Source organism: Novosphingobium pokkalii (genome assembly GCF_014652855.1).
GTDB lineage: Bacteria > Pseudomonadota > Alphaproteobacteria > Sphingomonadales > Sphingomonadaceae > Novosphingobium > Novosphingobium pokkalii.
Genome location: NZ_BMZP01000003.1, coordinates 154,090 through 179,797, shown reverse-complemented (window position 1 = coordinate 179,797; position 25,708 = coordinate 154,090). Strand labels below are relative to the sequence as shown.

22 protein-coding genes are annotated in these 25,708 nt (G+C 66.5%); 14 read left to right on the top strand and 8 right to left on the bottom strand.

Translation table 11 applies throughout. The features are described 5' to 3' along the window. Positions 1–13 precede the first annotated feature (13 nt). Complete coding sequence (locus tag IE191_RS04440; protein WP_191323158.1) at positions 14–859, bottom strand: oxidoreductase; 846 nt, start codon at positions 857–859, stop codon at positions 14–16. A gap of 218 nt (positions 860–1,077) precedes the next feature. Between IE191_RS04440 and IE191_RS04435 the strand changes: the two genes are divergently transcribed. From IE191_RS04435 to IE191_RS04420, 4 genes are read left to right on the top strand one after another with little or no spacing between them, the layout of a single operon-like run. After that, complete coding sequence (locus IE191_RS04435) at positions 1,078–2,208, top strand: LLM class flavin-dependent oxidoreductase (RefSeq protein WP_191323157.1); 1,131 nt, start codon at positions 1,078–1,080, stop codon at positions 2,206–2,208. Then, positions 2,201–2,875: a cysteine hydrolase family protein gene (locus tag IE191_RS04430; RefSeq protein ID WP_191323156.1), complete on the top strand. Its 675-nt coding sequence runs from the start codon at positions 2,201–2,203 to the stop codon at positions 2,873–2,875. Before IE191_RS04435 ends, IE191_RS04430 begins: the two co-directional genes overlap by 8 nt. Beyond that, positions 2,872–4,275 (top strand): amidohydrolase family protein, encoded by a 1,404-nt coding sequence (locus tag IE191_RS04425; RefSeq protein WP_191323155.1) that lies wholly within the window; start codon positions 2,872–2,874, stop codon positions 4,273–4,275. Before IE191_RS04430 ends, IE191_RS04425 begins: the two co-directional genes overlap by 4 nt. 56 nt (positions 4,276–4,331) lie before the next feature. Next, complete coding sequence (locus IE191_RS04420; protein WP_191323154.1) at positions 4,332–5,543, top strand: MFS transporter; 1,212 nt, start codon at positions 4,332–4,334, stop codon at positions 5,541–5,543. A 101-nt stretch (positions 5,544–5,644) separates the two neighbouring features. Here the strand turns inward: IE191_RS04420 and IE191_RS04415 are convergent, their stop codons facing one another. From IE191_RS04415 to rpsA, 5 genes are all read right to left on the bottom strand, one after another. After that, the gene (locus tag IE191_RS04415; protein WP_191323153.1) at positions 5,645–6,103 is read right to left on the bottom strand and encodes an Lrp/AsnC family transcriptional regulator; all 459 of its coding nucleotides are present in this window, start codon (positions 6,101–6,103) and stop codon (positions 5,645–5,647) included. Between the two features lie 11 nt (positions 6,104–6,114). Beyond that, entirely contained in the window at positions 6,115–7,140 is a 1,026-nt protein-coding gene (locus IE191_RS04410) for a LacI family DNA-binding transcriptional regulator (RefSeq protein ID WP_191323152.1), read from the bottom strand. A gap of 29 nt (positions 7,141–7,169) precedes the next feature. Continuing rightward, on the bottom strand, positions 7,170–7,931 hold the full coding sequence (gene gloB / locus IE191_RS04405; RefSeq protein WP_191323151.1) for a hydroxyacylglutathione hydrolase: 762 nt from the start codon (positions 7,929–7,931) through the stop codon (positions 7,170–7,172). Between the two features lie 114 nt (positions 7,932–8,045). Beyond that, positions 8,046–8,645, bottom strand: coding sequence for a biliverdin-producing heme oxygenase (locus tag IE191_RS04400; protein WP_191323150.1), 600 nt, complete (start codon positions 8,643–8,645; stop codon positions 8,046–8,048). A 262-nt stretch (positions 8,646–8,907) separates the two neighbouring features. Then, entirely contained in the window at positions 8,908–10,608 is a 1,701-nt protein-coding gene (rpsA, locus tag IE191_RS04395) for a 30S ribosomal protein S1 (RefSeq protein ID WP_191323149.1), read from the bottom strand. Positions 10,609–10,910: 302 nt separating this feature from the next. Between rpsA and IE191_RS04390 the strand changes: the two genes are divergently transcribed. Further along, positions 10,911–11,456 carry a GNAT family N-acetyltransferase gene (locus IE191_RS04390; RefSeq protein ID WP_191323148.1) on the top strand — a complete coding sequence of 182 codons (546 nt, stop codon included), beginning with the start codon at positions 10,911–10,913 and terminating at the stop codon, positions 11,454–11,456. 98 nt (positions 11,457–11,554) lie between these two features. Here IE191_RS04390 and IE191_RS04385 read toward each other — a convergent pair whose 3' ends face one another. Then, positions 11,555–12,985, bottom strand: a complete 1,431-nt coding sequence (locus tag IE191_RS04385) for a glutamate ligase domain-containing protein (protein ID WP_191323147.1) — start codon at positions 12,983–12,985, stop codon at positions 11,555–11,557. A 415-nt stretch (positions 12,986–13,400) separates the two neighbouring features. Here IE191_RS04385 and IE191_RS04380 point away from each other — a divergent pair, with 415 nt between their 5' ends. The 7 genes from IE191_RS04380 to IE191_RS04350 all read left to right on the top strand — a co-directional run bounded on the left by IE191_RS04380 (position 13,401) and on the right by IE191_RS04350 (position 20,011). Beyond that, complete coding sequence (locus IE191_RS04380; RefSeq protein ID WP_191323146.1) at positions 13,401–14,234, top strand: LD-carboxypeptidase; 834 nt, start codon at positions 13,401–13,403, stop codon at positions 14,232–14,234. Positions 14,235–14,266: 32 nt separating this feature from the next. Next, positions 14,267–15,205, top strand: coding sequence for an ACP S-malonyltransferase (fabD, locus tag IE191_RS04375; RefSeq protein WP_191323145.1), 939 nt, complete (start codon positions 14,267–14,269; stop codon positions 15,203–15,205). A 61-nt stretch (positions 15,206–15,266) separates the two neighbouring features. Further along, the gene (locus tag IE191_RS04370) at positions 15,267–15,659 is read left to right on the top strand and encodes a GxxExxY protein (protein ID WP_191323144.1); all 393 of its coding nucleotides are present in this window, start codon (positions 15,267–15,269) and stop codon (positions 15,657–15,659) included. A 55-nt stretch (positions 15,660–15,714) separates the two neighbouring features. Further along, the gene (gene fabG / locus IE191_RS04365; RefSeq protein ID WP_191323143.1) at positions 15,715–16,479 is read left to right on the top strand and encodes a 3-oxoacyl-[acyl-carrier-protein] reductase; all 765 of its coding nucleotides are present in this window, start codon (positions 15,715–15,717) and stop codon (positions 16,477–16,479) included. After that, positions 16,479–17,012 (top strand): hypothetical protein, encoded by a 534-nt coding sequence (locus IE191_RS04360; RefSeq protein ID WP_229815098.1) that lies wholly within the window; start codon positions 16,479–16,481, stop codon positions 17,010–17,012. Before fabG ends, IE191_RS04360 begins: the two co-directional genes overlap by 1 nt. Positions 17,013–17,269: 257 nt before the next feature. Beyond that, complete coding sequence (dnaN, locus tag IE191_RS04355) at positions 17,270–18,388, top strand: DNA polymerase III subunit beta (protein WP_191323142.1); 1,119 nt, start codon at positions 17,270–17,272, stop codon at positions 18,386–18,388. Positions 18,389–18,580: 192 nt separating this feature from the next. Beyond that, entirely contained in the window at positions 18,581–20,011 is a 1,431-nt protein-coding gene (locus IE191_RS04350; protein WP_191323141.1) for a globin-coupled sensor protein, read from the top strand. Between the two features lie 8 nt (positions 20,012–20,019). Here the strand turns inward: IE191_RS04350 and IE191_RS04345 are convergent, their stop codons facing one another. After that, entirely contained in the window at positions 20,020–20,820 is an 801-nt protein-coding gene (locus IE191_RS04345; RefSeq protein WP_229815097.1) for an alpha/beta fold hydrolase, read from the bottom strand. A 193-nt stretch (positions 20,821–21,013) separates the two neighbouring features. On the opposite strand from IE191_RS04345, the gene IE191_RS04340 reads away from it, so the two are divergent. Both IE191_RS04340 and lepA read left to right on the top strand, forming a co-directional pair. Beyond that, positions 21,014–23,686, top strand: coding sequence for an EAL domain-containing protein (locus tag IE191_RS04340; RefSeq protein ID WP_191323139.1), 2,673 nt, complete (start codon positions 21,014–21,016; stop codon positions 23,684–23,686). A gap of 150 nt (positions 23,687–23,836) precedes the next feature. Next, complete coding sequence (lepA, locus tag IE191_RS04335; protein WP_191323138.1) at positions 23,837–25,639, top strand: translation elongation factor 4; 1,803 nt, start codon at positions 23,837–23,839, stop codon at positions 25,637–25,639. Positions 25,640–25,708 lie beyond the last annotated feature (69 nt).

The following is a 25,708-nucleotide window of genomic DNA, read 5'->3' as shown; positions in this document are numbered from 1 at the left end:
GCCGCGCCCGCTGCTACTGCGCGGCCTGCGCTGCTTCGGCTGCGATCGCCAGGGTATAGCCTTGCCAGCGATCGAACTGCGCGGCCAGTTCGCCCAGTTCGCGCTCGGCATAATGCAGCGCGTCTTCGCCCAGCAGCAGGACGAGCGGCGGTTCGGGTTCATCGAGCGCAGCGAGAATCGCTTGGGCGGCCAGATCGGGGCAGCCCGGTTCGCTGCCGTGCTTGTCCTGCAGCACGCGCCGCGCGAGATGGGCCGTGGCGGCATAGTCGGCAATCACCGGATCGGCGCCGGGCAGGCGATCGGCGGAAAAGGCGGTGCGCAACCCGCCGGGCGCGACATTGGTGACCTTGATACCCAGCGGCGCCACTTCCTGCGCCAGGGTGCGGCCCAGGCACTCCAGGGCGAACTTGGTGGCGCCATAGATCGCGGTGCCGTGCCACGCCGCCAGGCCGGAAACCGACGTCACGTTGACGATGTGCCCGGCGCGGCGCCGGCGCATGGCCGGCAGGGCGGCCTTGATCACGGCCAGTGGCCCCAGCAGGTTTACCTCCAGCAGGGCGCGCGCGTCGGCCAGGCTGGTTTCCTCCACCGCGCCGGTAAAGCCGCGCCCGGCATTGTTGACGATATAGTCCAGCGGGCCGACCAGGCTTTCCGCCGTGCGGACCACGACCTGCACGGCGGCTTCGTCGGTCACGTCCAGCTTCATCGCGTGGGCGCGGCCCGGGGCAAGGGCTGTGAACCGCTCGGCATCGGCCTGCGCGCGTACCGTGCCCACCACTGCATCGCCGCGCGCCAGGGCTGCCCTGGCCAGAGCCAGGCCGAGGCCCGAACTGACGCCGGTGATGAACCAGTTTGCCATGCGCATTCCTTTCGCTGTGTTGCGCAAAGGCTAGGCGGAGGGTGGTGTGCCGTCTTGGCAGGGCGCGCATGGATTTGTGCAGAACCGGCCTGCACAAATGCCATGATGCAAGCTGTCGTGCGCAGGCTGACAAGAAGCCACGGGCAAGGCGCACTACGCTTGCCCACGATCCCAAGCCGAGCCACACAGTTTTATCCATGCCAGATCACGGACCAGTCATGACCGACACCACACCCACGGTTGCCCATTTCGGCCTCCCTTCCGACAGCGGCGGGCGCGACATCGGCATTTTCATGCCCATGGCCAACGGCGGCTGGATCATTTCCAGGAACTCGCCGCGCCTCGATGGCTCTTATGACTACAACCTGAAAGTGGCGAAGCTGGCCGACGAGATGGGGCTGGACTTCATCATGGCGATGGCCAAGTTCAAGGGCTATGGCGGGGAGATCCAGCACTGGGAATCCTCGCTCGACAGCCCGCTGATGATGGCCGGCCTGGCCCAGGCCACCAGCCGCGTGAAAGTGTGGGCGACGATCCACACCCTGCTGCAAAACCCGGCGGTGGCGGCCAAGATGATCGCCACGCTCGACCAGATCAGCCATGGCCGCGCCGGGCTCAACGTGGTGACCGGTGCCTACAAGGGCGAATTCGCGCAGATGGGTGCCTGGCCCGAAGGCGTAGACCACGACGAACGCTATGTGCTGGCCACCGAGTGGATCGAGAACATCAAGCGCCTGTGGAGCGAGGACCGCGTCAGCGCGCAGGGCAAGTATTTCACGCTGGACGATTGCACATCCTGGCCCAAGCCGCAGCAGCGCCCGTTCCTGGTCTGCGCGGGCACGTCGAAGGCCGGGGTCAAGTTCACCGCCGAGCACATGGATGCGCTGTTCCTGGCGGGGAACAACTTGGACGAGCTGATCGCCAACACGCACAAGGCCAAGGCTGGCGCGCTGGAACTGGGCCACGCCATCCGCACGTATTCGATGATGATCCTTGTGATCGGGGAGACCGATGCCGAGGCCGAAGCGATGGTGCAGTCCTATCGCGAAGGGCTGGACGAGGAAACGCTGTGGGGCATGATGCGCGCCTATGGCATGCTCGACGCGGAAATCGGCAAGGAGAACGATTTCACCCGCAAGGCGCGTTCGGCGCTGATGGCCCCGCATGTGGCCGGCTCGCCCGCAACCGTGCTGGCGCAACTGACCGAGATCTTTGACAAGACCGCACTCGACGGGCTGATGGTGATCTTCCCCGATTACCTCACCATGCTGCCGGTCTTTGCCGAAAAGATCCTGCCCGTGCTGCGCGCGCGGTTCCCGGGCAAGATCAGGGAGGCACTCGATGCCTGAGGCCGAAGCCCCGACCGCGATCGATCCGGTCACGGCCCTGCCACATGTGATCGCGCCGGGGGCGATGATCGCCCCCGAACGCACCGCACTGGTGGTGGTGGACGTGCAGGTGGATTTTGCCGCGCCGCACGGCGTGGTGGCCGGATACGGCGCCGACATGACCGAATCCGACAAGGCCGTGGACCACATCGAGGAACTGGTCGCGGCCGCGCGGGCGGCTGGGGTGACGCTGGCGTTCATGCGGGTGATGACCCGGCCGGAAAGCGACAGCCAGGCGCTGAAAACCTGGATGGCCCGGCGCGGCACGCCCGGCGGCGAAGCGATCTGCCGCATCGGCAGCGGCGGCGAGGATTACTGGCGCGTGGCGCCGCAACCCGGCGATATCGAGATCGCCAAGCTGGCCTATTCCAGCTTCCACGGCACCGACCTCGACCTGCAATTGCGCGCGCGCGGCATCGATACCCTCGTGATGACCGGGCTGACCACCGATTGCTGCGTCGATTCCACCACGCGCGATGCGTTTCATCACGGCTATCATACTTTCGTGGTGTCTGACGCTTGCGCGGCGGCCGAGGCTGACCTGCATGTCCACGCGCTCAAGGCTATGATGCAGCATTGCTCGCTGCTCACCACCAGCGCCGCCGTGGTGGAGGCGTGGAAGGCATGAGCCCGGATGGCCCCATTCCCGCCGATTTCGTGATCCGCAACGCGTGGATCGTGACGATGGATGCCACGCGCCAGATCTGGCGCGATGGCGCGCTGGCCGTGGCGGGGGACCGCATCGTTGCGGTCGGCCCGACGGACGAAGTGCTGGCCAGCGTTGCTGCGCGCGAGGTGATCGACGGCAGCCGCTTCGTGCTCACGCCGGGCCTGGTCAATTGCCACGTGCACATCACCGGGGAGCCGATTACGCGCGGCTACGTGCCCGATGACACCGACTGGCGCACCAATGTGTTCGACTGGCTGATTCCCACCTATCTGGCGCAGACCCCGGCGGAGGAACAACTGGCGGCCACGCTGTGCAGCGTCGAAATGCTGCGCAACGGGGTGACCACGTTCGTGGAAGCAGGCACGATCCTCGACCTGCCCGCCGTGATGGGAGCGGTGGACGCGGTCGGCATTCGCGGCCGGCTGGGGCAATGGATCCAGGACCGCGCCTTTGCCCCCACCGACGATCAGGCCACGCTGACCCGCGAGGCGATCGCCAAGCTGGAAGCGCAGCTCGATCGCTGGCCCGTGGACGATGGCAAGCGCCTGGCGGCCTGGGGCTGCCTGGTGGGCCACAACACCGCCACCGACGACCTGTGGCGCGCGGCGACCACGCTGGTGCGCGAGCGGGGCCTGGGCATCAGCGCGCACATGAGCGCGGACCCGGCTGACCCGGAATACTACCTGGCCACCACCGGCAAGCGCGCCTTGCTGCATCTGGCCGAGATTGGCGCGCTGGGCGATCATCTGTCGCTCACCCACATGATCCACCTCGACGATGCCGAGCTGGATGCCGTGGCGCAGAGCGGCACGCGCGTGACGCATTGCCCGCTCACCGCGATGAAAGGCGGCTATGGCGCCACGGCCGTGGGCAAGTTCCCGGAAATGCAGGCGCGGGGCGTGCCGATCCAGCTTGGCACCGATGGCAACAACAACGGCAATATCGCCGATCTGATGCGGGCGATGTATCTGCTGGCCGGGCTGTTCAAGGATGCGCGGCGGCAGGGTGACTTGTTCAGCGCTTACGAAGTGCTGGAATGCGCCACGCTCAAGGGCGCGGCGGCGGCGGGCCTGGCCGGCACGGTCGGCGCGCTGGTGCCCGGCATGAAGGCCGATTTTGTTGCGCACGATCGCCAGCGTCCGGAATGGACGCCGCTGCTCAACGTGGTCAACCAGCTCGTCTGGTCGGCCGATGGGCGCGGGGTGCACAGTGTGTGGGTGGATGGCGTGCGCGTGGTGGAGGATTATCGCGTGACCAGCGTGGACGAAGCGGCGCTCTATGCCCGCGTGCAGGAAGCGGCGCCGGGGCTGATTGCGCGCGCTGGCCTTTCGATCCCTTGCGCCTGGCCGGTGGCTTGACCATGTCGGCGCAGGCAACCCGGCCAGATGCGGGCATCCAAAAGGGCACCAAGCCGATGCGTATCGTCATTCTGGGCGCGTTCGCCGCGCTCTATTTCCTGCTGATGGCTTCCACGTTCAATTCGCTGGGCCAGGTTCTGCCGATGATCGTGGCCGATCTGCATTTCACCTGGGCGCAGGCGGGCATGGGCTTTACCGTGCTGGGCATTGCCTGCGGGGCGGCCTCGATGCTGCCGGCGGCGGTGATCCGGCGATATGGCGTGGCGGTGACGCTGCTGATCGGCATGGCGCAACTGATCGCCGGCTTTGTCGCGCTGGCGTGGATGCAGGGCGTAGCCATGTATCTGCTGGCCACGCTGCTGCTGGGCCTGGGCTTCTGCTTTTGCGGTTCGATCCCCGCGGTCGATGCCATCGGCAATGCCTTTGACGGCAAGCGGGCGACGGCGATCGGCCTCTATTTCACGGCGGGCAATGTCGGCGCGGTGATTGGCCCGCTGATGTTCTTCGCCATCCATTCGGCCACCGGAAGCTGGCGGCTCTATTGGCTGGTCTGCGCCGCCGGCGCGCTGGTGCTGGGCCTGTTTGCGGCGGCGGTCTGCGGCCGCTATGAACGGCGCGTGGGGGTGGTGCATGGCCCGGCCGACGAAGCGCCCGTGCCGCCCGCAGGCTGGACCGCGCGCGCCGCGCTGGCGACGTGGCAGTTCTGGATCGTGGTCCTGGCCTATACCGCGTGCCTGCTGATCAACACCACGGTGCACAGCTTTGCCTATCAGCACATGCTGGAACATGCCGTGGCGCCGGGCGTGGCAACCGGGTTCATTTCCGCTGCCGCGTTCGTGGCGGCGGTGGCGGCGGGCCTGGCCGGCATTGCCGGGCAGAAGGTCGATGCGCGCGCGCTGACGGTGGTGGCGCTGGTCGGTTCGGCCTTTTCCTCGCTGGCGCTGATCCTGCCGCTGGGCAGCGCGGCGCTGGGCTTCTTTGCGCTGACCTTCGGGATCGGCATCGGCGTGTCCACCGTGGGCACGGCACTGCTGCTGCGCGGTTGGTTCGGCGGGCGCGGGGCGCTGGAACTCTATTCGGTGATGACCGTGGTTTCCACCTCCGCCGCGATCGGCCCCAGCATCGGCGGGCATCTGCATGACACGATGGGCAGCTTCGTGCCCAACTTCGCCGGCCAGGCGATGATCGGCCTGGCCGTGGCGCTGGTGGTGGCCTTTGCTCGCCGGCCGGTGCCGCGCGGGGTGGGGAATGAGCCGGTAATGGCTTGAGCGGTGGTGCGGGGCCCCGGATCAAGTCCGGGGCGACGAAGAATGAAACGGAAGCTTGTTGTACGTCGCCCCGGACTTGATCCGGGGCCCTACACCAGCCCTCAGGCCCCATGCTCCAGGATGGTTTCCATCGCCACGTAGGTAGAAGTGCTGGCCACATTGGGCAGGCTGGAAATCTGTTCGCCCAGCACGCGGCGATAGGCCAGGATGTCGGCGGTGCGGATTTTCAGCAGATAGTCGAAGTGGCTGGCGATCATGTGGCATTCCTCCACTTCCTCCACCTGGAGGACGGCGCGGCGGAATGCCTCGAGCGCCTTTTCGCGGGTGTCGGACAGCTTGACCTGGGTGAACGCGATATGCGCCAGGCCGAGCTTGTGCGGATCGACCACGGCACGAAAGCCACGGATCACGCCATCGGCCATCAGCCGCTTGAGCCGCGCCTGGCACGGCGTCTTGCTCAGCCCAACCCGGCGGGCCAGCTCGTTGATGCTCAGCCGCCCGTCGACGCGCAGTTCTTCCACGATCTTGAGGTCGATGCGGTCGAGCGGTGACGGGGCCATCGGGCCTATCCTCAGGGACGGGTAGAGCCGCGCACGACCAGGCGCACCGGCACGCGCCGGGCGGTGGCGCTCTCGCCGGAAATCATCGCCAGCAGGCGATCGACCAGCAGCGACCCGGCCACTTCAAAATCGGATTCCACGGTGGTGAGCGGCGGGGTGGACCAGGCACCGGCACGCACGCCGTCAAAGCCGACCACGCCGATCTGATCGGGCACGACCAGCCCGCGCGCGCCGAATTCCTTGAGGGCGCCGAGGGCAATCTCGTCGCTGACGCCAAAGATCGCATCGAACGGGCGGCCACTGTCGATCAGCGCGGCGGCGGCGCGGCGGCCCTGTTCCTCGCGCGGGAGGCCGCGTTCGATGCGCTGGAGCACCGGCTCAAGTCCCGCGCTTTCCATCGCGGCGGCATAGCCGTCGTAACGTTCCTTGAACTGGCGCTGGGGCGAGGTTTCCGATCCCAGGCAGACGATATGGCGATAGCCGCGCACCAGCATGTGGCGCGTGGCGAGCGTGGCCCCGGCATGGTTGTCGCTGCGCACCCAGGGAAAATCGTCTTGCGTGGCGCCCCAGCACACCCAGTGGCTGCCTTGCGGCAGGGCGCCGAAATAGTCCCACGCGGCGGTGTTTTCGCTGGTCCCGATCACGATCATGCCGTCGGCCTTTCGGCGTTCCTGGTAATGGCCCCAGAAATTCTCCGGGCTGTCCTGGAACGCCACCAGCACTTCATAGCCGCGCGCGGACGCTGCCGCGCAGGTGCTGCCGAGCATGGCGTAATAGAACGGGTTCAAGTCCTTGCGATCCTGCCCCGGACGGCAGACCATGACCACGGCGAGCGTGCCGGTCTTACCCCGGCGCAGGCGTGCGGCGTTTTCGTCCACCTGGTAGTTCAGCTTGCGCGCCGCTTCCATCACCCGCTGGCGGGTCGGCGCGCTGATCGAAGGGTCACCGGCGAGCGCGCGGCTGACGGTGGACTGGCTGACGCCGGCCGCTTCGGCAACGTCGAAACTGGTGACGCGGGTGAGGCGCTTTTCGGCCATGGATCAAGGTCTCTTTCGCAGGCGGGCGATCAGCGGAAACTGTCCTTGGCCGCGCGCAGGGCGGCAAAGGTGGCAACGGCATCACCGCCGCCCCAGCGGGCTTGCAAGGCGGGGTCATCGGCGCGCAGGAACGGATTGGTGGCCAGCTCGCGCGCCAGCGGGGTGGGCACGGTGGGGTGCCCCTGCGCGCGGCGTTCGGTCACGTCCTGCGCATAGGCGGCCAGTTCGGCATTGTCCGGATCGGCGTGAAGCGCGAAGCGGGCATTGCTGGCGGTATATTCATGCGCGCAGTAAATCTGCGTTTCGGGTGGCAGGGCTTTCAGGCGCAGCAGGCTGGTCCAGAACTGGTCGGGCGTGCCTTCGAACATGCGCCCGCAGCCCAGCGCGAACAGCGCATCGCCCACGAAAGCCAGCGCGGCATCGGGCAGGTGATAGGCGATGTGGCCCAGTGTATGCCCGCCCACCGCCAGCACTTCTGCCACGTGATCGCCCAGGTGCACGGTGTCGCCCTGGTCGACGGTGCGATCCACGCCTTCGATCTTGGCGGCATCGCCGACCGGGGCCGTGATGGTGCAGCCGGTCGCCGCCTTGATCGCAAGGTTGCCGCCCGCGTGATCGGGATGCCAGTGGGTGTTCCAGATTTGGGTGATGCGCCAGCCGCGCGTGGCGGCTTCGGCCAGATAGCGCTCGGCATCGGGCGTATCGATGCACACCGTTTCGCCGCTGGCGCGATCGTGGACCAGATAGCCATAGTTGTCCGACAGGCATGGAAACTGGTGAACTTCGATCATCGCCCTCGCTCCTGGCCCCGTAAACGCTGCTGGTTTGCCCCCTCATAGCGCAAATGCTGCAAAGCAAAAGAGCCGGTAGCGCTCCCTTGGCGGCGGGGCGTGGTTCGCTGGCGATCAGGCCCCGTGTGGGGCTTGGCTGCGCGCCTGCTCGGCCAGGGCGGCGACATGGGAAAAGGCGGCTTGCGCCCCGGCAATGGCTTGGTTTTCCCCCGCCTCGTCAAGCGCAACGGCATCCAGCGCCGTGGTGAAATCGCGCCAGTGGGCAGCCGGGCCGGCTGCGGCAGGGGCCAGGTGCCGCGCGCCGAACGTGTCGGACAGGCCGATGCGCGACACCAGCTTGCGCAGCACGGCCGCGCCCAGGGAAGACCCTTCGGCGACATAGAGCCAGCCCAAGGCCGCAGCCTCGCCAGAAACCGGTTGCGGAGCGGCAGCGGCCGGCAGGGGTAGGCCGAGGTCGGCCATGTCCTGCTCCACCAGCGCCAGCCGCGCCCGCGTGGCCAGACCGGGCAGCAGCGCTTGCAGCGCCGGATCGGCATAGAGCGGGGCGACGGTCTGGTGAAATCCCCGCTGCATCGCCAGGAACTGTGCGTAGCCGGCGCGGCTGGCAAAGCTCTCCCGCTCCATCAGCGCCGCATCGAGCGCGGCATGGACGTCGCGCGTTGCCTCGCGCAGGCGTCCGGTGCGGCTGGGATCGGGCTGGGTGGGTGAGGGCATGCGGTGGGCAGTTCTCGCGGCTGTGAAGGATTTGCGGCCTGGCGTTCGCCTGGCGGCTTGGCGAATGACAGGCCCTTCGGCCTTGCTCAGGACGAGCCCTTCGACAGGCTCGGGGCGAACGGAGTGAAAGTGTCTGATTACGGACCGTAACCATGGCGCGAGCAAAACGCCAGTTCACGAAAAAGCCCGCCCGGCAGGTGCCGAGCGGGCCTTTTCCGGTCGTCGCGGATGGTGAGGGCGCATGGCCCCCACCATGCCGGGATCAGCCGCGAGCCTTGAGGGCTTCGCCGAGGATGTCGCCGAGCGAAGCGCCCGAGTCCGACGAACCGTACTGTTCCACCGCTTCCTTTTCTTCGGCGAGCTGGCGCGCCTTGATCGAGAAGTTGGGCTTCTTGGAACGGTCGAAGCCGGTGACCATGGCGTCGATCTTCTGGCCAACCTGGAAGCGGTCGGGACGCTGTTCGTCACGATCGCGGCCCAGGTCCGAACGCTTGATGAAGCCGGTCGCGCCGTCTTCGCCAGCCTGCACTTCGAGGCCGCCATCGCGGACTTCGAGGACGGTGACGGTGACGACTTCGCCGCGACGCAGCGAGCCCGAGGTGGCAACGCCGCCAGCGGCCGGAGCGCCCTTTTCGAGCTGCTTCATGCCGAGCGAGATGCGCTCCTTGTCGACGTCCACGTCGAGGACCACGGCCTTGACCTGCTCACCCTTGCGGTGGAGGGCCAGCGCGTCTTCACCCGAGATGCCCCAGGCGATGTCGGACATGTGGACCATGCCGTCCACGTCGCCATCCAGGCCGATGAACAGACCGAATTCGGTGGCGTTCTTGACTTCGCCTTCCACGATCGAGCCGACCGGGTGCTTTTCGGCAAAGCCTTCCCAGGGGTTCTGCTGCGCCTGCTTGAGGCCCAGGCTGATGCGGCGCTTGTCGCTGTCGACTTCCAGCACCATGACATCGACGCCCTGCGAGGTCGAGACGATCTTGCCGGGGTGGACGTTCTTCTTGGTCCAGGACATTTCCGAAACGTGGACCAGGCCTTCGATGCCCGGTTCCAGCTCCACGAAGGCGCCGTATTCGGTGATGTTGGTGACAGTGCCGTGCAGCTTCGCGCCGACCGGGTACTTGGCGGCAACGCCATCCCACGGATCGCTTTCGAGCTGCTTCATGCCCAGCGAGATGCGCTGCGTGTCCTGGTTGATGCGGATGATCTGGACGCGCACGGTGTCGCCGATGGCGATCACTTCGCTCGGGTGGTTGACGCGCTTGTAGCTCATGTCGGTGACATGGAGCAGGCCGTCGATGCCGCCGAGGTCAACGAACGCACCGTAATCGGTGATGTTCTTGACGACGCCGTCGATGATCTGGCCTTCCTTGAGGTTCTGGATCAGGCCCGAGCGCTGTTCGGCGCGGGTTTCTTCCAGAACGGCGCGGCGCGAGACCACGATATTGCCACGGCGGCGATCCATCTTGAGGATCTGGAAGGGCTGCGGCATGTCCATCAGCGGGGTCACGTCGCGCACCGGGCGGATATCGACCTGCGAGCCGGGCAGGAAGGCCACGGCGCCGTCGAGATCGACGGTGAAGCCACCCTTCACGCGGCCGAAGATCACGCCTTCAACGCGCTTGCCTTCGCCGAATTCGGCTTCGAGCTTGTCCCAGGCGGCTTCGCGGCGGGCGCGGTCGCGGCTGAGCATGGCTTCGCCTTCGGCGTTCTCGACGCGGTCGACGAACACTTCGACTTCGTCGCCGACCTTGAGGCCGTGCGGCTGGCCGGGGGCGGCGAATTCGCGCAGGGCCACGCGGCCTTCGCTCTTCAGGCCCACGTCGATGACGGCCTTGTCGTTTTCGATGGCGGTTACGGTGCCCTTGACGACGCGGCCTTCAAAGCCGCCGCTGGCGCCAGCGCCCAGCGATTCGTCGAGCAGCGCGGCGAAATCGTCGCGCGTCGGGTTGGTCGACATGAAAAAGTCTTCCTGTTATCGATGTTTCCGGCCAGGCGGTTGGGTCCGCCGGTCTTTTCTCCACCACCTGCCCCATGCAGGATGATGGGCCAAAAGGGCCGATCCGCCCATGCGGGCCGGATGCCCGCGCAGGCATTCTCGCCCAATGCGGGAAAGAACGCGCCGCGCTTAGGCCGCTACCTTGCGAAATGCAAGCAAAACCGCGTGTTTTGCAAACGCCGGCTTTGCGCAAGGTCAAGGCGTGGCGGCGCGTGAAGCGCTAGGCATGGCGCATTCCTTCCGGCCCACAGGAGATGTGCGCGATGACTGCCACCCAAAGCGTTCCCACCATGGCGGCCCTGGCCCGCGCGGCCACGGTCGTTACCCGCAACGGCGTGACGCTGAGCGTGCGCCAGGCCTTTGCCGAGGACGAGGACGCGCTGGCCGCGTTCTTTGACGCCGTGCTGCCCGAAGACCGCCGGTTCCGCTTCCTGGCTGCGGCGGGGCACCTCGATCACCAGCGCCTGTTGCCGATGACGCGGGTGGACCACTGGCGCACCGAAAGCTTCCTGGCGTTCGACCAGGCCAGCGGCGACCTCGTCGCATCGGGCATGCTGGCCTGCGACGCGGCGATGGAAACCGGCGAAGTGGCGGTATCGGTGCGCGGCGATTTTCGCGGACAGGGCGTGGGCTGGGCGATGCTCGACCTGCTCGCCCACGAAGCGGAGCGGCGCGGGCTCGATCGCGTCATCGCCATCGAAGACCGCGCCAACCAGGCCGCGATCGACCTGGAAAAGGACTATGGCTTCGTCGCCCACGGCGTGGAAGGCGATCCGCACCTGGTGATGCTGGAAAAGCGGCTGGGCTGAGGGGGTGCGGAGGGCGCCGGGTCAAGCCCGGGGCGACGTGGTACTGCAACGTTCCATTCTTCCGTCGCCCCGGGCTTGACCCGGGGCCCTCCGCAACCTCAGGGCAGCTTTGCCAGCAGGCCCCGCGCAAACGCGGACAGCGTATCGTCGCGCGCGCCCATGACCACGATGCGGTCGCCGGGGCGGGCGAGGGCGAGCAGCCGTTCGCCCGCTGCCGCGCGTTCGCCCACATGCTCGGCCTGTCCGCCTTGCGCTTTGATCAGCGCGACAATGCGCTCAGAGCCCTGTGTGCGATCCACCGTGCCGCCGAAATAGACCGGATCGGTCAGGATCACGCGGTCGTCCGCGTCCAGCCGGGTGGCCAAGACCTCGGCCAGTTCGGCGCCCATCTGGCGCAGCGGGCCATAGCCATGGGGCTGGAACAGCGCCAAGACACGGCCCGGATGGGCCTTGAGCGTCGCCAGCGTGGCAGCCACCTTTTCCGGGTTGTGGCCAAAATCGTCGATCACCGTCACGCCGCTGGGGCTGGTGCCGACCACGTCAAACCGGCGCGCAAGGCCGGCATAGTGGCCAAGGGCGGCAACGGCATCGGCCAGCGGCACGCCCGCCGCGCTGGCGGCGGCAAGCGCGGCCAAGGCATTGGCAAGGTTGTGGCGGCCGGGCACGGCCAGGGTCAGCGGATAGTGCCCGCCATCGCGCCGGTCGATCACCGTGGCGGCGATCCCGGTGGGGCTTTCCACCACGCTGCCCGGCACCACGCCGATCGTGGCGCTCTCTGCAAAGCCGAAGGTCAGCGTCGCCGTGGCACGCGGCGCCAGGGCAAGGCTTTCCGGATCATCGGCGTTGAGCACGGCAACCGCTGCGCTGGCCAGGAAATTGCCAAACAATTCGCGTAGTTCTTCCAGGCTCTTGTGATCGAGGCTGACGTTGTTGAGCACCGCGATCTGCGGGCGATAGAGCGCGATAGAGCCGTCGCTTTCGTCCACTTCGGAAACGAACAGCCCGCCTTGCCCCACGCGGGCCGAGGCAAAGGGCGCATCGGGCGTGGCAAAGTTCTTCATCACCGCGCCGTTCATGATCGTGGGATCATGGGCGAGGGCCGTCAGAATCCAGCCGATCATGCCGGTCACGGTCGATTTGCCGCTGGTGCCGCCCACGGCAATGCCATGGGGCGCGGCGTTGAACAGGCGGGCGAGCAGTTGCGCGCGGGTGAAGCGCGGGCAGCCCAGATCGCGGGCGCGCACCACTTCGGGTACGGTGTCTTCCACGGCGGCCGAGGCGACGAGCGCCTGATCGGCCGAGGTGATGCCGCTGCCGTCCTGCGGAAACAGCGTGAAGCCCAGGCTTTCCAGCCATGCGAACTTTTCGGGGGTGCGTCCCTGGTCGCGGCTGCGGTCCGATCCGGCGACCTGGGCGCCCGCGCCCTTGAGGATCAGTGCCAATGGCAGCATGCCCGATCCGCCGATGCCGCAAAAGAACCAGGGGTGGGCGGTAAGCGCGCCATCGGGCGCCGATGCGATGTGGGCCATGGCGCAAGGGCACTACAGCAATCGCCGATCGAGGCAAGATTGGTCGGCCACGCCAGCCGGGGTGGATGCGCGAAAAGGGCTGGCCGGAGCCAGGCACGAGGCGCCCGGTTCGGCCAGTCCCTTTCAAGGCCAGGCGTCGGCGAAAAAGAGACGCGGTCGGAGCTGGTGCCGCGCGGAAAACGGCGCGAGTTCGGCCACGTCCATCTCGCCAGGCGCCCGGTTGCAAAGGCGCAAGGTTTGACAGCACCGGAGCGGCCCGCCGCTGGATAACCAGTGCGCCCGTTCGGTCCTGTCATGACGCCTAACGCCGCAGGCGGCGAAACCTTTCCCGAAAGTCGCACCCTAAGTACTCGGGCAAGATTCCGTTAACCACCGGCGATGGACGGGACGCGCCATGCGGCCTAGAAGCGGGTGGATGTTGCGCATTGCCGTCTGTGCCCCGTCCACCCCGTTCGATCGTGCCGATGCCGCGCGCGTGGCCGCGCTGGCAGCAGGCTATCCGGGGGTGGACCTGGTGTTTCACGAGCAGTGCTTTGCCCAGGAGGGCCACTTTGCCGGGCCGGACGCGCTGCGTCTCTCCGCGTTCGTGGACTGCGCCAATGATCCTGCCTTCGATGCCGTGTGGTTCGCGCGCGGCGGCTATGGCGCGGCGCGGATCGCGCAGGATGCGGTGGGGCTGCTGGGAGCGGCGGCGGGGGCGAAGCGCTATCTGGGCTATTCCGATGGCGGCGTGTTGCTGGCCGCGCTCTATCGCGCCGGGATTGGCCGACCGGTCCACGCGCCGATGCCCGTGGACCTGCGGCGCGAGGGCGGGGAGGCCGCGGTGCGGCGTGTGCTCGGCTGGCTGAGCGGGGATCAAGCCGGGCTGGAGCCGCAGGCCAGCGGCGCAGTGCCGGTCGTGGCGTTCAACCTGATGACTCTGGCGATGATCATGGGCACCCCGGTGATGCCCGACCTTTCCGGTCATGTGGTGATGGTGGAGGAAGTGAGCGAATACGACTATGCTGTCGATCGCCTGCTGTTCCACGTCACGGCCGGGCTGGCGGCCATGAAGGCGGCCGGTCTGCGGCTTGGCCGCGTCACTCAGGTGCCTGAAAATGAACGGCCTTTTGGCATGGAGCACGAAGCCATGGCCCGTCATTGGTGCGCGCGCGCAGGTCTGCCGTATCTGGGCCGGGCCGACATCGGGCACGATGCCGACAACCGCATCGTGCCGTTCGGGCTTGCAGGAAACCCACAGGGCCAATAGGGCGCCCGCCAGTTTTCAGGAGGCTTTGAACAATGCGGGCATTCGTTTTTCCGGGGCAGGGCAGCCAGAAGGTGGGCATGGGCGCCGAACTCGCCGCCGCGAGCCCCGCCGCGCGCGAAGTGTTCGAGGAAGTGGACGACGCGCTGGGCCAGAAGCTGTTCCAGATCATGACGCAAGGGCCCGACGATGCCCTGACGCTGACCGAGAACGCACAGCCGGCGATCATGGCCCACGCCATCGCCGTGCTCCGCGTGCTGGAAAAGGAAGGCGGCATCGCGCTGGCCGACAAGGCCGATTTCGTCGCCGGGCACAGCCTGGGCGAATATACCGCGCTCTGTGCCGCCGGGGCGTTTTCGCTGGCCGACACTGCCCGCCTGCTCAAGCTGCGCGGGCAATCGATGCAGGCAGCGGTGCCGGTGGGCGAAGGCGCGATGTGCGCGCTGCTCGGCGCCGATATCGACAAGGCGACGGCCCTCGCGGAAGCCGCGGCGGAAGGCGAGGTCTGCACCGTCGCCAACGACAATGATCCCGGCCAGGTCGTGCTTTCGGGCCACAAGGCCGCGATCGAGCGCGCCGTGGCGCTGGTCAAGGAACATGGCATCAAGCGTGGCGTGCTGCTGCCGGTTTCGGCGCCGTTCCACTGCCCGCTAATGCAGCCCGCTGCCGATGCCATGGCGGAGGCGCTGGCCGCCACGCCCCCGCAGGCCTTCCGCGTGCCGCTGTTCGCCAATGTCACGGCCGCGATCGTCACCGATCCCGCGCAAGTGCAGCGGTTGCTGGTGGAGCAGGTGACCGGCCGCGTGCGCTGGCGCGAAAGCGCGATCGCGATGAAGGATGCCGGCGTCGAACGCTTCGTCGAACTGGGCGGCAAGGTGCTCGCGCCGATGATCACCCGCTCGGCCGGGGCAGACCTTGCCGTGACCAGCGTGATCACCATGGCCGACATCGAAGCCCTGGCCAAGGATCTCTGACTGCCTCGCAGATCAGGGGAAATAAATCGCGTAGAGGCGCAGAGGCGCGGAGGGGTAGTGAATGACAGCAATCGACTCCATCAGCGGCGACGTGGTCGATGCTGCGATGCGCATTCACAAGGAACTCGGCCCTGGACTGTTGGAAAGCGTCTATGAAATCGTCCTAGCCGCCGCGTTGGAACGGCGTGGATACAAGGTCGACCGGCAAAGGCCGGTCGATATCGAATTCGATGGAATGCGCTTTCCAGCAGCCTTTCGCGCCGATCTGATCATTGAGGACAGGTTAATCGTAGAGATCAAGTCGGTGGAGAAACTCAGCGCGGCACACGCCAAACAGGTGCTGACGTATCTGCGCTTGATGAAACTGCCGGTTGGCTTGTTGCTGAACTTTTCCGGCGAAACGATGAAGGAGGGCATCCGGCGGCTGGTCAACAACCATGGCCCTCAGTCGTGACCTTCTCTGCGCCTCCGCGCCTCTGCGCGAACACTATGAAATCGGAGCCAAGTTTATGGAAAACCGTCTTTTTGATCTGACCGGCATGACTGCCCTGGTGACCGGCGCGGCCGGTGGCATTGGTTCGGCGATCAGCCATGCGCTGGCCCGGCAGGGGGCGCGGCTCGCGCTTTCGGGGACCAACCCGGCCAAGCTGCGCGCGTTCCGCGAGGAGCTGAACGACACCTATGGCCACGACCATGTGGAAGTGACCTGCGACCTGTCGAACGCCGAGCAGGTCGAAAAGCTGGTACCCGCCGCGCTCGACACGCTGGGCAAGATCGACATCCTGGTCAACAACGCCGGGATCACGCGCGACAACCTTACCATGCGGATGAAGGACGAGGAATGGGATGCGGTGATCCGCGTCAATCTCGAAGCCGCGTTCCGCCTGATGCGTAGCGCGACCAAGCCGATGATGAAGGCGCGCTTTGGCCGCATCATTTCCGTCACCAGCGTGGTCGGCGCCACCGGCAATCCGGGTCAGGTGAACTATGCCGCGGCCAAGGCGGGCCTCGTCGGCATGTCCAAGAGCCTGGCGCAGGAACTGGCCAGCCGCAACGTGACGGTCAATTGCGTGGCGCCCGGCTTCATCCGCACCGCGATGACGGACGTCTTGCCCGATGCGCAGAAGGACGCGCTCAATGGCCGCATCCCGATGGGCCGCATGGGCGAAGGCCAGGATATCGGCGCGGCGGTGGCCTATCTGGCCAGCAAGGAAGCCGGTTACGTCACCGGCCAGACGCTGCATGTGAACGGCGGCATGGCGATGTTCGCCTGATGCGGGCGCGGAAAGGCGCGCTGCTGGCCTTGACCATGGGGCTGTGTGCCCCCTGGCCGGCCGTGGCGCGCCCGCCCGAAACCCTGGCATGCGCGATCAAGGCCGCGCCCGAAGGGCTGGACCAGAAAGTGGCCGACGCGATCCTGACGCCCGGCACGCCCGAAGCCAACGGCACCCAGGCCGATCTGCGCGCGATCACCGATGCCTGCGCGGCCGACCAGTTGCTGGGCGAGAAGCAGCGCGACGCCTATTTCAGCTATACCTGGGGTCGCATGGGACGCGACGCGCTGGACGGGAGGCTGGCGGGGCTGGGCATTTCCTCAAGCCTGATCGACCAGGCGCTGGATATCGGCCCGGGCAATACCAACAACCCGGCCGACAAGGTGACGCAGGGCGATCTGCGGATCGTGGGTGAAGCGTTGGACAAGGCGGGCAAGCCACCGGCCAGCGTGACCGCGCTGGGCTGGCAATTGATCACGGGCTGGATCACAGCCACGGCGCTGATGTTTGACGGCCAACGGGATCTCGATTGACGGGATTCGGGCTCGATCGACGCATTTTTTCGATTTTTACGGCCATTTATGCACAGTTTCACCTTGGCAGCCCAAGCCGAGCCTTGCCCAAGGGGCGCTCCACGCTAAGAAAGGTGGTCCGAAATGCAACGCTGCGGGCCGTGATTCCATGGCCTGATGCTGCGCAGCCAACCCGGACGGCGCCTGTCCGTCCAGTCCGGCCTGCTTCAGTTCATGGCTGAAGCGGCCGGGTAACGAGACTGGGGATCGAGACGAGAATGAAGGCGACCATCGAACGCGCGACTCTTCTGCGCTGCCTGTCCCACGTCCAGTCGGTTGTCGAACGCCGCAACACCATTCCCATTCTGTCCAACGTGCTGATCGAGGCTTCGGCCAACAATTCGGTGCGTCTGATGGCCACCGACCTCGATTTGCAGATCGTGGAATCGATGCCGGCCGTTTCGGTGGAAGGGCCGGGCGCGATCACCGTGTCGGCGCACCTGCTGTTCGACATCGCGCGCAAGCTGCCCGATGGCTCGCAGGTGAGCCTGGAAACCGCCGACAACCGCATGATCGTCAAGGCCGGGCGCAGCCGCTTCCAGTTGCCGACGCTGCCGCGCGACGATTTCCCGGTGATCGTGGAAGGCGATCTGCCGACCAGCTTCGAAATTCCCGCGCGCGTGCTGGCCGAGCTGATCGACCGCACCCGCTTTGCCATCTCCACCGAAGAAACCCGCTATTACCTCAACGGCATCTTCTTCCACGTGGCCGATGAAGTGCTCAAGGCTGCCGCCACCGACGGCCACCGCCTGGCGCGCTACACGCTGACCCGGCCGGAAGGCGCCGAGGGCATGCCCGACGTGATCGTGCCGCGCAAATGCGTGGGCGAACTGCGCAAGCTGCTGGAAGAAGTGCTCGACACCAACGTGCTGCTCGACCTGTCGGCCAGCAAGGTGCGCTTTACCCTGGGCGGCGAACATGGCGTCGTGCTGACCAGCAAGCTGATCGACGGCACGTTCCCCGATTACAGCCGCGTCATTCCCACCGCCAACGACAAGCTGCTCAAGCTTGATCCGCGCAGCTTCTATGAAGGCGTCGATCGCGTGGCGACGATCGCCACGGAAAAGACCCGCGCGGTGAAGATGGCGCTGGAAACCGATCGCGTGACGCTGTCGGTCACCAGCCCTGACAACGGCACTGCGGCCGAAGAACTGCCCGCCGACTATACCGCGCAAGGGTTCGAGATCGGCTTCAACGCCAACTATCTCAAGGATATCCTCAGCCAGATCGACGGCGATACGGTGGAACTGCACCTGGCCGATGCCGGCGCGCCCACGCTGATCCGCAAGGATGACAAGTCTCCCGCGCTCTATGTGCTGATGCCGATGCGCGTCTGATCGCGCGGCCCAGATACTGGACCGCCACGTACTGGACTGCGACATCTTTGATTGCCACAGGGGGGCGCGCCGGGTTCAACCGGTCGCGCCCCTTGCGCTGTCAGCTATCGGAAAATCCCCTACCCGACGTTGCGATCATTTTGACCCTGCGCGGTTAAGCCAGCGCGATCGGACTCTGACGGGGATCATCCCATGGCGCTTACCCAGCAGGACATCGACAAGAAGCTGGCGTTTTTCAATATCACCGCCGATGACGTCGCGCGGTTCGGCCAGATTTCCGGCGCGATGGACAGCCTGGCCGGGCCAGCACTTGAACGGCTTTACGACCGCATCGCCGTCACGCCCGACACCGGGCGATTCTTCTCGTCGCGCCAGGCGATGAACCACGCGCGCGACAAGCAGATCGAGCACTGGAGCGGCATGTTCAGCGGCACGCCGGGCATGGCCTATGCCGAACGGGCGCAGCGCATCGGCGACGTGCACGCCCGCATCGGCCTGGAGCCGGGGTGGTATATCGGGGCCTATGCCTCGGTGCTGGACGAAGTGATCGTGCGCTTCCTGGGCAGGGGGCTGGGGGCGCTCGGCGCCAGCCGCGCCAAGGCGGTGGCGAGCCTGGTGAAAATGGCGCTGCTAGACATGGAAGTGGCGCTGTCCGCCTATTTCCAGGCCGAAGATGCCAAGCGCCAGGCGGTGGTCACGCAAGTGGGCCACACCGTGCGCAAGATGACCGAGGGCGATTTCACCGTGGCGCTGTCGGGTCTGCCCGAAGCCTATGCCACGCTGGAGCGTGACCTGGAGACCATGCGCAAGAAAGTGAGCGGCGCGCTGGGCGAAGTGTCGCAGACCTCGCGCGCGGTGGATATCGGCGCGCAGGAAATCCGCGAGGCATCGGACGATCTGGCGCGGCGCACCGAACAGCAGGCGGCTTCGCTAGAAGAGGCATCGGCCTCGATCACCACCCTGGCCGGCACGGTTGGCACCACGGCCGAGGAAGCGACGCAGTTGCACTCTGCCGTGCAGGAAGCGCATGGCGATGCGCGCCAGGGTGGCGGGGTGCTGGAAGAAGCGGTGCAGGCGATGAACGACATCCATCGCTCGGCTGCGGAAATCGGCAAGATCATCGCGGTGATCGATGGCATCGCGTTCCAGACCAACCTGCTTGCACTCAACGCCGGGGTCGAGGCGGCGCGCGCGGGCGATGCCGGGCGCGGCTTTGCCGTGGTCGCCAACGAAGTGCGCGCGCTGGCGCAGCGGTCGGCCGAAGCAGCGCTGGATATCAAGAAACTGATCGGCGAAAGCTCGGTCCAAGTGGAACGCGGCGTGACGCTGGTGGGCCAGACTGGCGAGACGTTTGAGCGGATCGTCAGCCGCGTGGGCGAAATCGCCGAAGTGGCCAGCAACATTGCCCACGGTGCGCAGTCGCAGGCCTCCAACATCCGCCAGATTCAGGCCACGGTCAACGAACTGGACCTGATGACCCAGCAGAACGCGGCCATGGTGGAGCAGGCGACCGCCGCCTCGCGCAGCCTGGCCGGAGAGGCCGATCGCATGGCCGACCTGGTCGGGCATTTCCGCGTGGAGGGCGTGGCCGCGCAACAGGCCAAGACGCGCCGCGCCGCCTGAGTAGGATTTCAGGCCGCGTCGAGGAAGCCGCGCAGGGTTTCGGCAAAGCCATCGGGATCGGCGAGCATGAACAAGTGCCCGCCGCCCTGGAACATTTCCAGCCGGCTGCCGGGAATCGCGCCGTGCAGGAAATGCGCATTGGCCGGCGGGATCAACTGGTCTTCCTCGTCATGCAGCACCAGCGTGGGCACCGACAGCAAGGGCAGGAACGGCGCGCTGCTCCAGGTGGAAAAGGCGCTGAGCTGGCAGGCCCAGCCCACCGGCGAAGGCGGCATGGCGGCATTGAGCGAGACTGCATGGCGCCCGCCGCCGTTGTAGAGCGTGGCAAGGTTGCGCTGGAGCGTGCGCGCGACGGTGTATTCACGCGGATCGGCCATGTGGCTCAGGATCGCGGGGTTGCCCGGCACCATCGCCACCCCGGCTGCCGTTGCCGCCAGCGCCAGGCGGCCGATGCGCGCGCGGTGCTGAAAGGCGAACTGCTGCGCCACGGCGCCGCCCCAACTGATGCCCAGCACATCCACCACATCGAGATGCAGGCGATCGAGCAGGGCCGCCAGCGTCAGGGCCATGCACGGCATGGTATAGGGAATGATCGGATCGGGCGACTTGCCGATGCCGGGCATGTCGAAGCTGATCACGCGGCGGCAGGGCAGGGCGCGGGCCACCGGCTCCATCAGTTCCATGTTCATGCCGATGCCATTGAGCAGCACGAGCGGGCGCGCCTCTTGCGCGCGAGTATGCCACTGGCCCAGCCGCAGCCGTCGTCCGGCCACGCCCACGAACGAAAAATCAGCGGTCAAGCTCGCCACGATCCCGTCATCTCCTGCCGGTTGCGCGCCGTGTCTGCGCCGGCGAACCGGCGCCATCGTGCGCACCAAAGCTCCATTCGCCCCCCGCGCGCCGCCTAGCAGGTTCATTCCGGTGGTAAAAGTGGGCAGATTTCGCGTGCCGTCGTCAGGTCTGCTTAACGGTTTTTCAAAGCCGTTCGGGCATGCGGGTGTCATGGCAGACGTATCCGGGGCAGAGCAGACCGAAACCCAAGCGCGGGGGGAAGACCGCCGCGACTATGCGCGCACGCAGCGACGGCGCGAGCGCGTGCCTTCCAGCCATGCGCCGCTTCCGCGCAAAGGCAGCCGCCTGATCGCGCGGGAATGGCCGCAGATGGCCGTGCCGATGGCCGTGGGGCTGCTCGGGCTGGGGCTGCTCAACGGCATTTTGCCCGATGGCACGGTCCTTTCGGTGGGCATCACGGCGATCGTCCTGGCGCTGCTTGGCGCACTGGCCGTGCGCGTGGAAAACGCAGGCATTGTCGGCACGGCGCCGCGCATGCTGCTGATGGCACTGGCCGTGGGCATGCCGATGTTCCTGTTTGGCGCGGCGGTGGGCCACTGGGCCGATCTGGGCGCGGTGCCATGGCTTCAGGCGATGGCGCTGCTGGTCACGATCTCGCTGCTCGCCACCGTGTTCGAAAGCGGCCAACTGGCCGGCGTGCTGGTGGCGCAAGTGGCGATCTGGGCCGGGGTGGCCTGCGCTGCGAGCCGCCTGGGTGGGCTGGTGACGCTGGGCGTGGGGCTGGCCGTGGCCGTGGCCGCCTATTTCCGCCAGCGCGAAATCGAGGCGCGCGCCCGCGAGCAGATGGAAATCGAGGCGCGCATCCAGACGCGCGCGCAAGAGATCCTGGCCGATTATGAAGAGACCGGGCAGGGCTGGTTCTGGGAAACCGACCGCCGGGGCCAGATCACCTACCTCTCGCGCCCCGTGGCGCAGATTCTGGGCCGCAGCGTGGAAGAGTTGATCGGCCGCCCGTTTCCCGAGCTGTTCAACCTGGCCGACCAGGCCGGGGAGGGCGAGCGGACGCTGGCGTTCCACTTGTCCGCGCGGTCGAGCTTCACCGAACTGGCCGTGCGCGCGGCGACCGACCTGGAAGAGCGCTGGTGGCAGATCAACGGCCGCCCGACCTATGACACGTTCAACAATTTCCAGGGCTTTCGCGGATCGGGCACCGACCTGACCGAAAAACGCCGCTCGGCCGAGCATGCCTCGCGCCTGGCGCAGTTCGATTCGCTCACCGGCCTGTCCAACCGCCTGCGGATGTCGCAGACGCTGGAAAAGATCCTGGTTGCGCCGCAAGTGCAGCACCGCGCCTGCGCGGTGTTCCTGCTCGATCTCGATCGCTTCAAGCAGGTGAACGATACCCTGGGCCATCCCGCCGGCGATGCGTTGCTCAAGCAGGTGGCGCAGCGACTGGAAGGCGTGATCGGCAATGTCGGCCGCGTCGGCCGGCTGGGCGGTGACGAATTCCAGGTGATCATGCCCGGCAAGATCGAGCGCGATCACCTGGCCTATCTGGCCAACCAGGTGATCGAACAGCTTTCCGCGCCCTATGCGATCGACGGCAACCGGGTGATGATCGGTGCCTCTGTCGGCATCGCCATTGCGCCCGATGATGGCGTGACCAGCGAGGCGCTGATTCGCAATGCCGACCTGGCGCTCTACGCTGCCAAGGACGGGGGGCGCGGGCGCTATCATTTCTACGCCGCCGATCTGCACAGCGACGCGGAGGAACGGCGCCAGTTGGAAGAAGACCTGCGCGATGCGGTCGCCAACGGTGGGCTGGAGCTCTACTACCAGCCGGTGGTGCAGACAGCGACCGAGCGGATCACCGGGTTCGAGGCGCTGCTGCGCTGGCACCATCCCAAGCAGGGCTTCATCGGCCCCGACAAGTTCATTCCGATCGCCGAGGACACCGGCCTGATCGCGGCGATCGGCGAGTGGGCACTGCGCACCGCCTGCCAGGACCTGGCGCAATGGCCCGACGACGTGCGTGTGGCGGTCAATGTTTCGCCGCTGCAATTCGCCAATCCGGCCCTGCCAACGATCGTTACCTCCGCCTTGGCCCATGCCGGGGTCGAGCCCGGCCGGCTGGAACTGGAAATCACCGAAAGCGTGTTCCTCAACAACGACGAGGGCACCGACCAGATGTTCAAGCAATTGAAATCGATCGGTGTGCGCCTGGCGCTCGACGATTTCGGCACGGGCTATTCCTCACTCGGCTACTTGCGCTCGGCGCCGTTCGACAAGATCAAGATCGACCAGTCGTTCGTGCGCGGCGCGACCCAGCCGGGCAGTCGCAACGGCGCGATCATCGCCTCGATCGTCAGCCTGGCCGAAGCGCTGGGCATGGAAACGACGGCCGAAGGCGTAGAGACGCTGGACGAACTGGACTTGGTGCGGATGCTCGGGTGCAGCCACGTGCAGGGCTATATCTACGAACGCCCGCTCTCTGCCATCAATGCGGCCTCACGGCTTTCGACCGGGCTGGTGGCCGTGGCCCAGGGTCCGCGCTCGGCGCGCGCCAGCCGCCAGTCGATGCTGCGCAAGGTGGTGCTGGAGAATGCCGGCCACAAGTACAACGGGATGATCCGCAACATCTCGCTGACCGGGGCGCTGATCGAAGGGCTGTGGAATGTGCCGCCCGGCACGGTGTTCCGCATCCAGTTGGCCGATGGCCATAGCGTGAGCGGAACCTGCCGCTGGAGCAACGACGATCGCATGGGCGTGGAGTTTGCCGCCCCGCTCAAGGCGGATGACGATGGCCGCATCGCCGTGGTGCAGGTGCGCACACCCGCGCCGGTGGCGATGCCCGAGCGGACCGTACAGCGCAAGGTGGGGTGAGGGGGCGGCGGGTTTTCGCAACATGCCCTCCCCAAAACCCTCCCGCAGGCGGGAGGGGCTTTTTGGGCTGGGGGCGGGCATGTTCAGCTACCCCGAAAAGCCACTATCGCCGCTGATGACAGCGCGCAAAGGGCCTGCTAACGGCGGCGCATGACCGACCTCGCGCTGATCCGCAATTTTTCCATCATTGCCCATATCGACCACGGCAAGTCCACGCTGGCCGACCGCCTGATTCAGTATACCGGCGGCCTGGCCGAGCGCGAGATGACCGCCCAGGTGCTCGACAACATGGATATCGAGCGCGAGCGCGGGATCACGATCAAGGCCCAGACCGTGCGCCTGGATTACAAGGGCAAGGACGGCAAGACCTATCAGCTCAACCTGATGGACACGCCCGGCCACGTCGACTTCGCCTATGAAGTGAGCCGCAGCCTCGCCGCCTGCGAAGGCGCGCTGCTGGTGGTGGACGCGGCGCAGGGCGTGGAAGCGCAGACGCTGGCCAACGTCTATCAGTCGATCGAGCACGACCACGAGATCGTGCCGGTGATCAACAAGATCGACTTGCCCGCCGCCGAGCCGGAAAAGGTCAAGGACGAAATCGAGGAGGTCATCGGCATCGATGCCAGCAACGCCGTGCTGGCCAGCGCCAAGGCCGGCATCGGCATCGAGGAAGTGCTCGATGCCGTGGTCGAACGCATCCCTGCGCCCGGTGGCGATCGCAACGCGCCGCTCAAGGCCATGCTGGTCGATTCCTGGTACGATCCCTATCTCGGCGTCGTCATCTTGGTTCGCGTGATCGACGGCGTGATCAAGAAGGGCTTGCAGGTCAAGTTCATGGCCGGCGGCACCGAGCACCTGATCGACCGCGTCGGCTGCATGCGGCCCAAGATCGAGCAACTGTCCGAGCTGGGGCCGGGTGAAATCGGCTTCATCACCGCCCAGATCAAGGAAGTGGCCCAGGCCCGCGTGGGTGACACGATCACCACGGTCAAGGGCGGCGCCAGCGAAGCGCTGCCGGGCTTCAAGGAAGTGCAGCCGGTGGTGTTCTGCGGGCTGTTCCCGGTCGACGCTGCCGACTTTGAAAAGCTGCGCGATTCGATCGGCAAGCTGCGCCTCAACGACGCCTCGTTCAGTTTCGAAATGGAAACCAGCGCGGCGCTGGGCTTCGGCTTCCGCTGCGGGTTCCTCGGGCTGCTCCATCTGGAAATCATCCAGGAGCGCCTGAGCCGCGAATACGATCTTGACCTGATCACGACGGCGCCCTCAGTGGTCTATCGCCTGACCATGACCGACGGTAGCCACATGGAACTGCACAACCCGGCGGACATGCCCGACGTGGTCAAGATCGACACCATGGAAGAACCGTGGATCAAGGCGACGATCTACACGCCAGACGAATATCTCGGCTCGATCCTCAAGCTGTGCCAGGATCGCCGCGGCATCCAGACCGGGCTGACTTATGTGGGCGGGCGCGCGCAGGTGAACTATGAACTGCCGCTCAACGAAGTGGTGTTCGATTTCTATGACCGCCTGAAGTCGATCAGCCGGGGCTATGCCAGCTTCGACTATGAGCAGATCGGCCTGCGCGAAGGCGATCTGGTCAAGATGAACATCCTGGTGAACAACGAACCGGTCGATGCGCTGAGCATGATCGTCCACCGCAGCCAGGCCGAGGCGCGCGGCCGCTCGCTGTGCGAACGGCTGAAAGACCTGATCCCCCGCCATTTGTTCAAGATTCCGATCCAGGCGGCGATCGGCGCCAAGGTGATCGCGCGCGAAACCATCGCCGCGATGCGCAAGGACGTGACCGCCAAGTGCTATGGCGGGGATATCACGCGCAAGAAGAAGCTGCTGGAAAAGCAGAAGGAAGGCAAGAAGCGCATGCGCGAGTACGGCAACGTGCAGATTCCGCAGGAAGCCTTCATCGCCGCGCTGCGCATGGGCGAGGAATAAGGCGCGCGGGAACGTTGGCGGGGAACCGAACCCCGCATTGTCCGGTTGGGGGCTGTAGGAGCGTTCGCT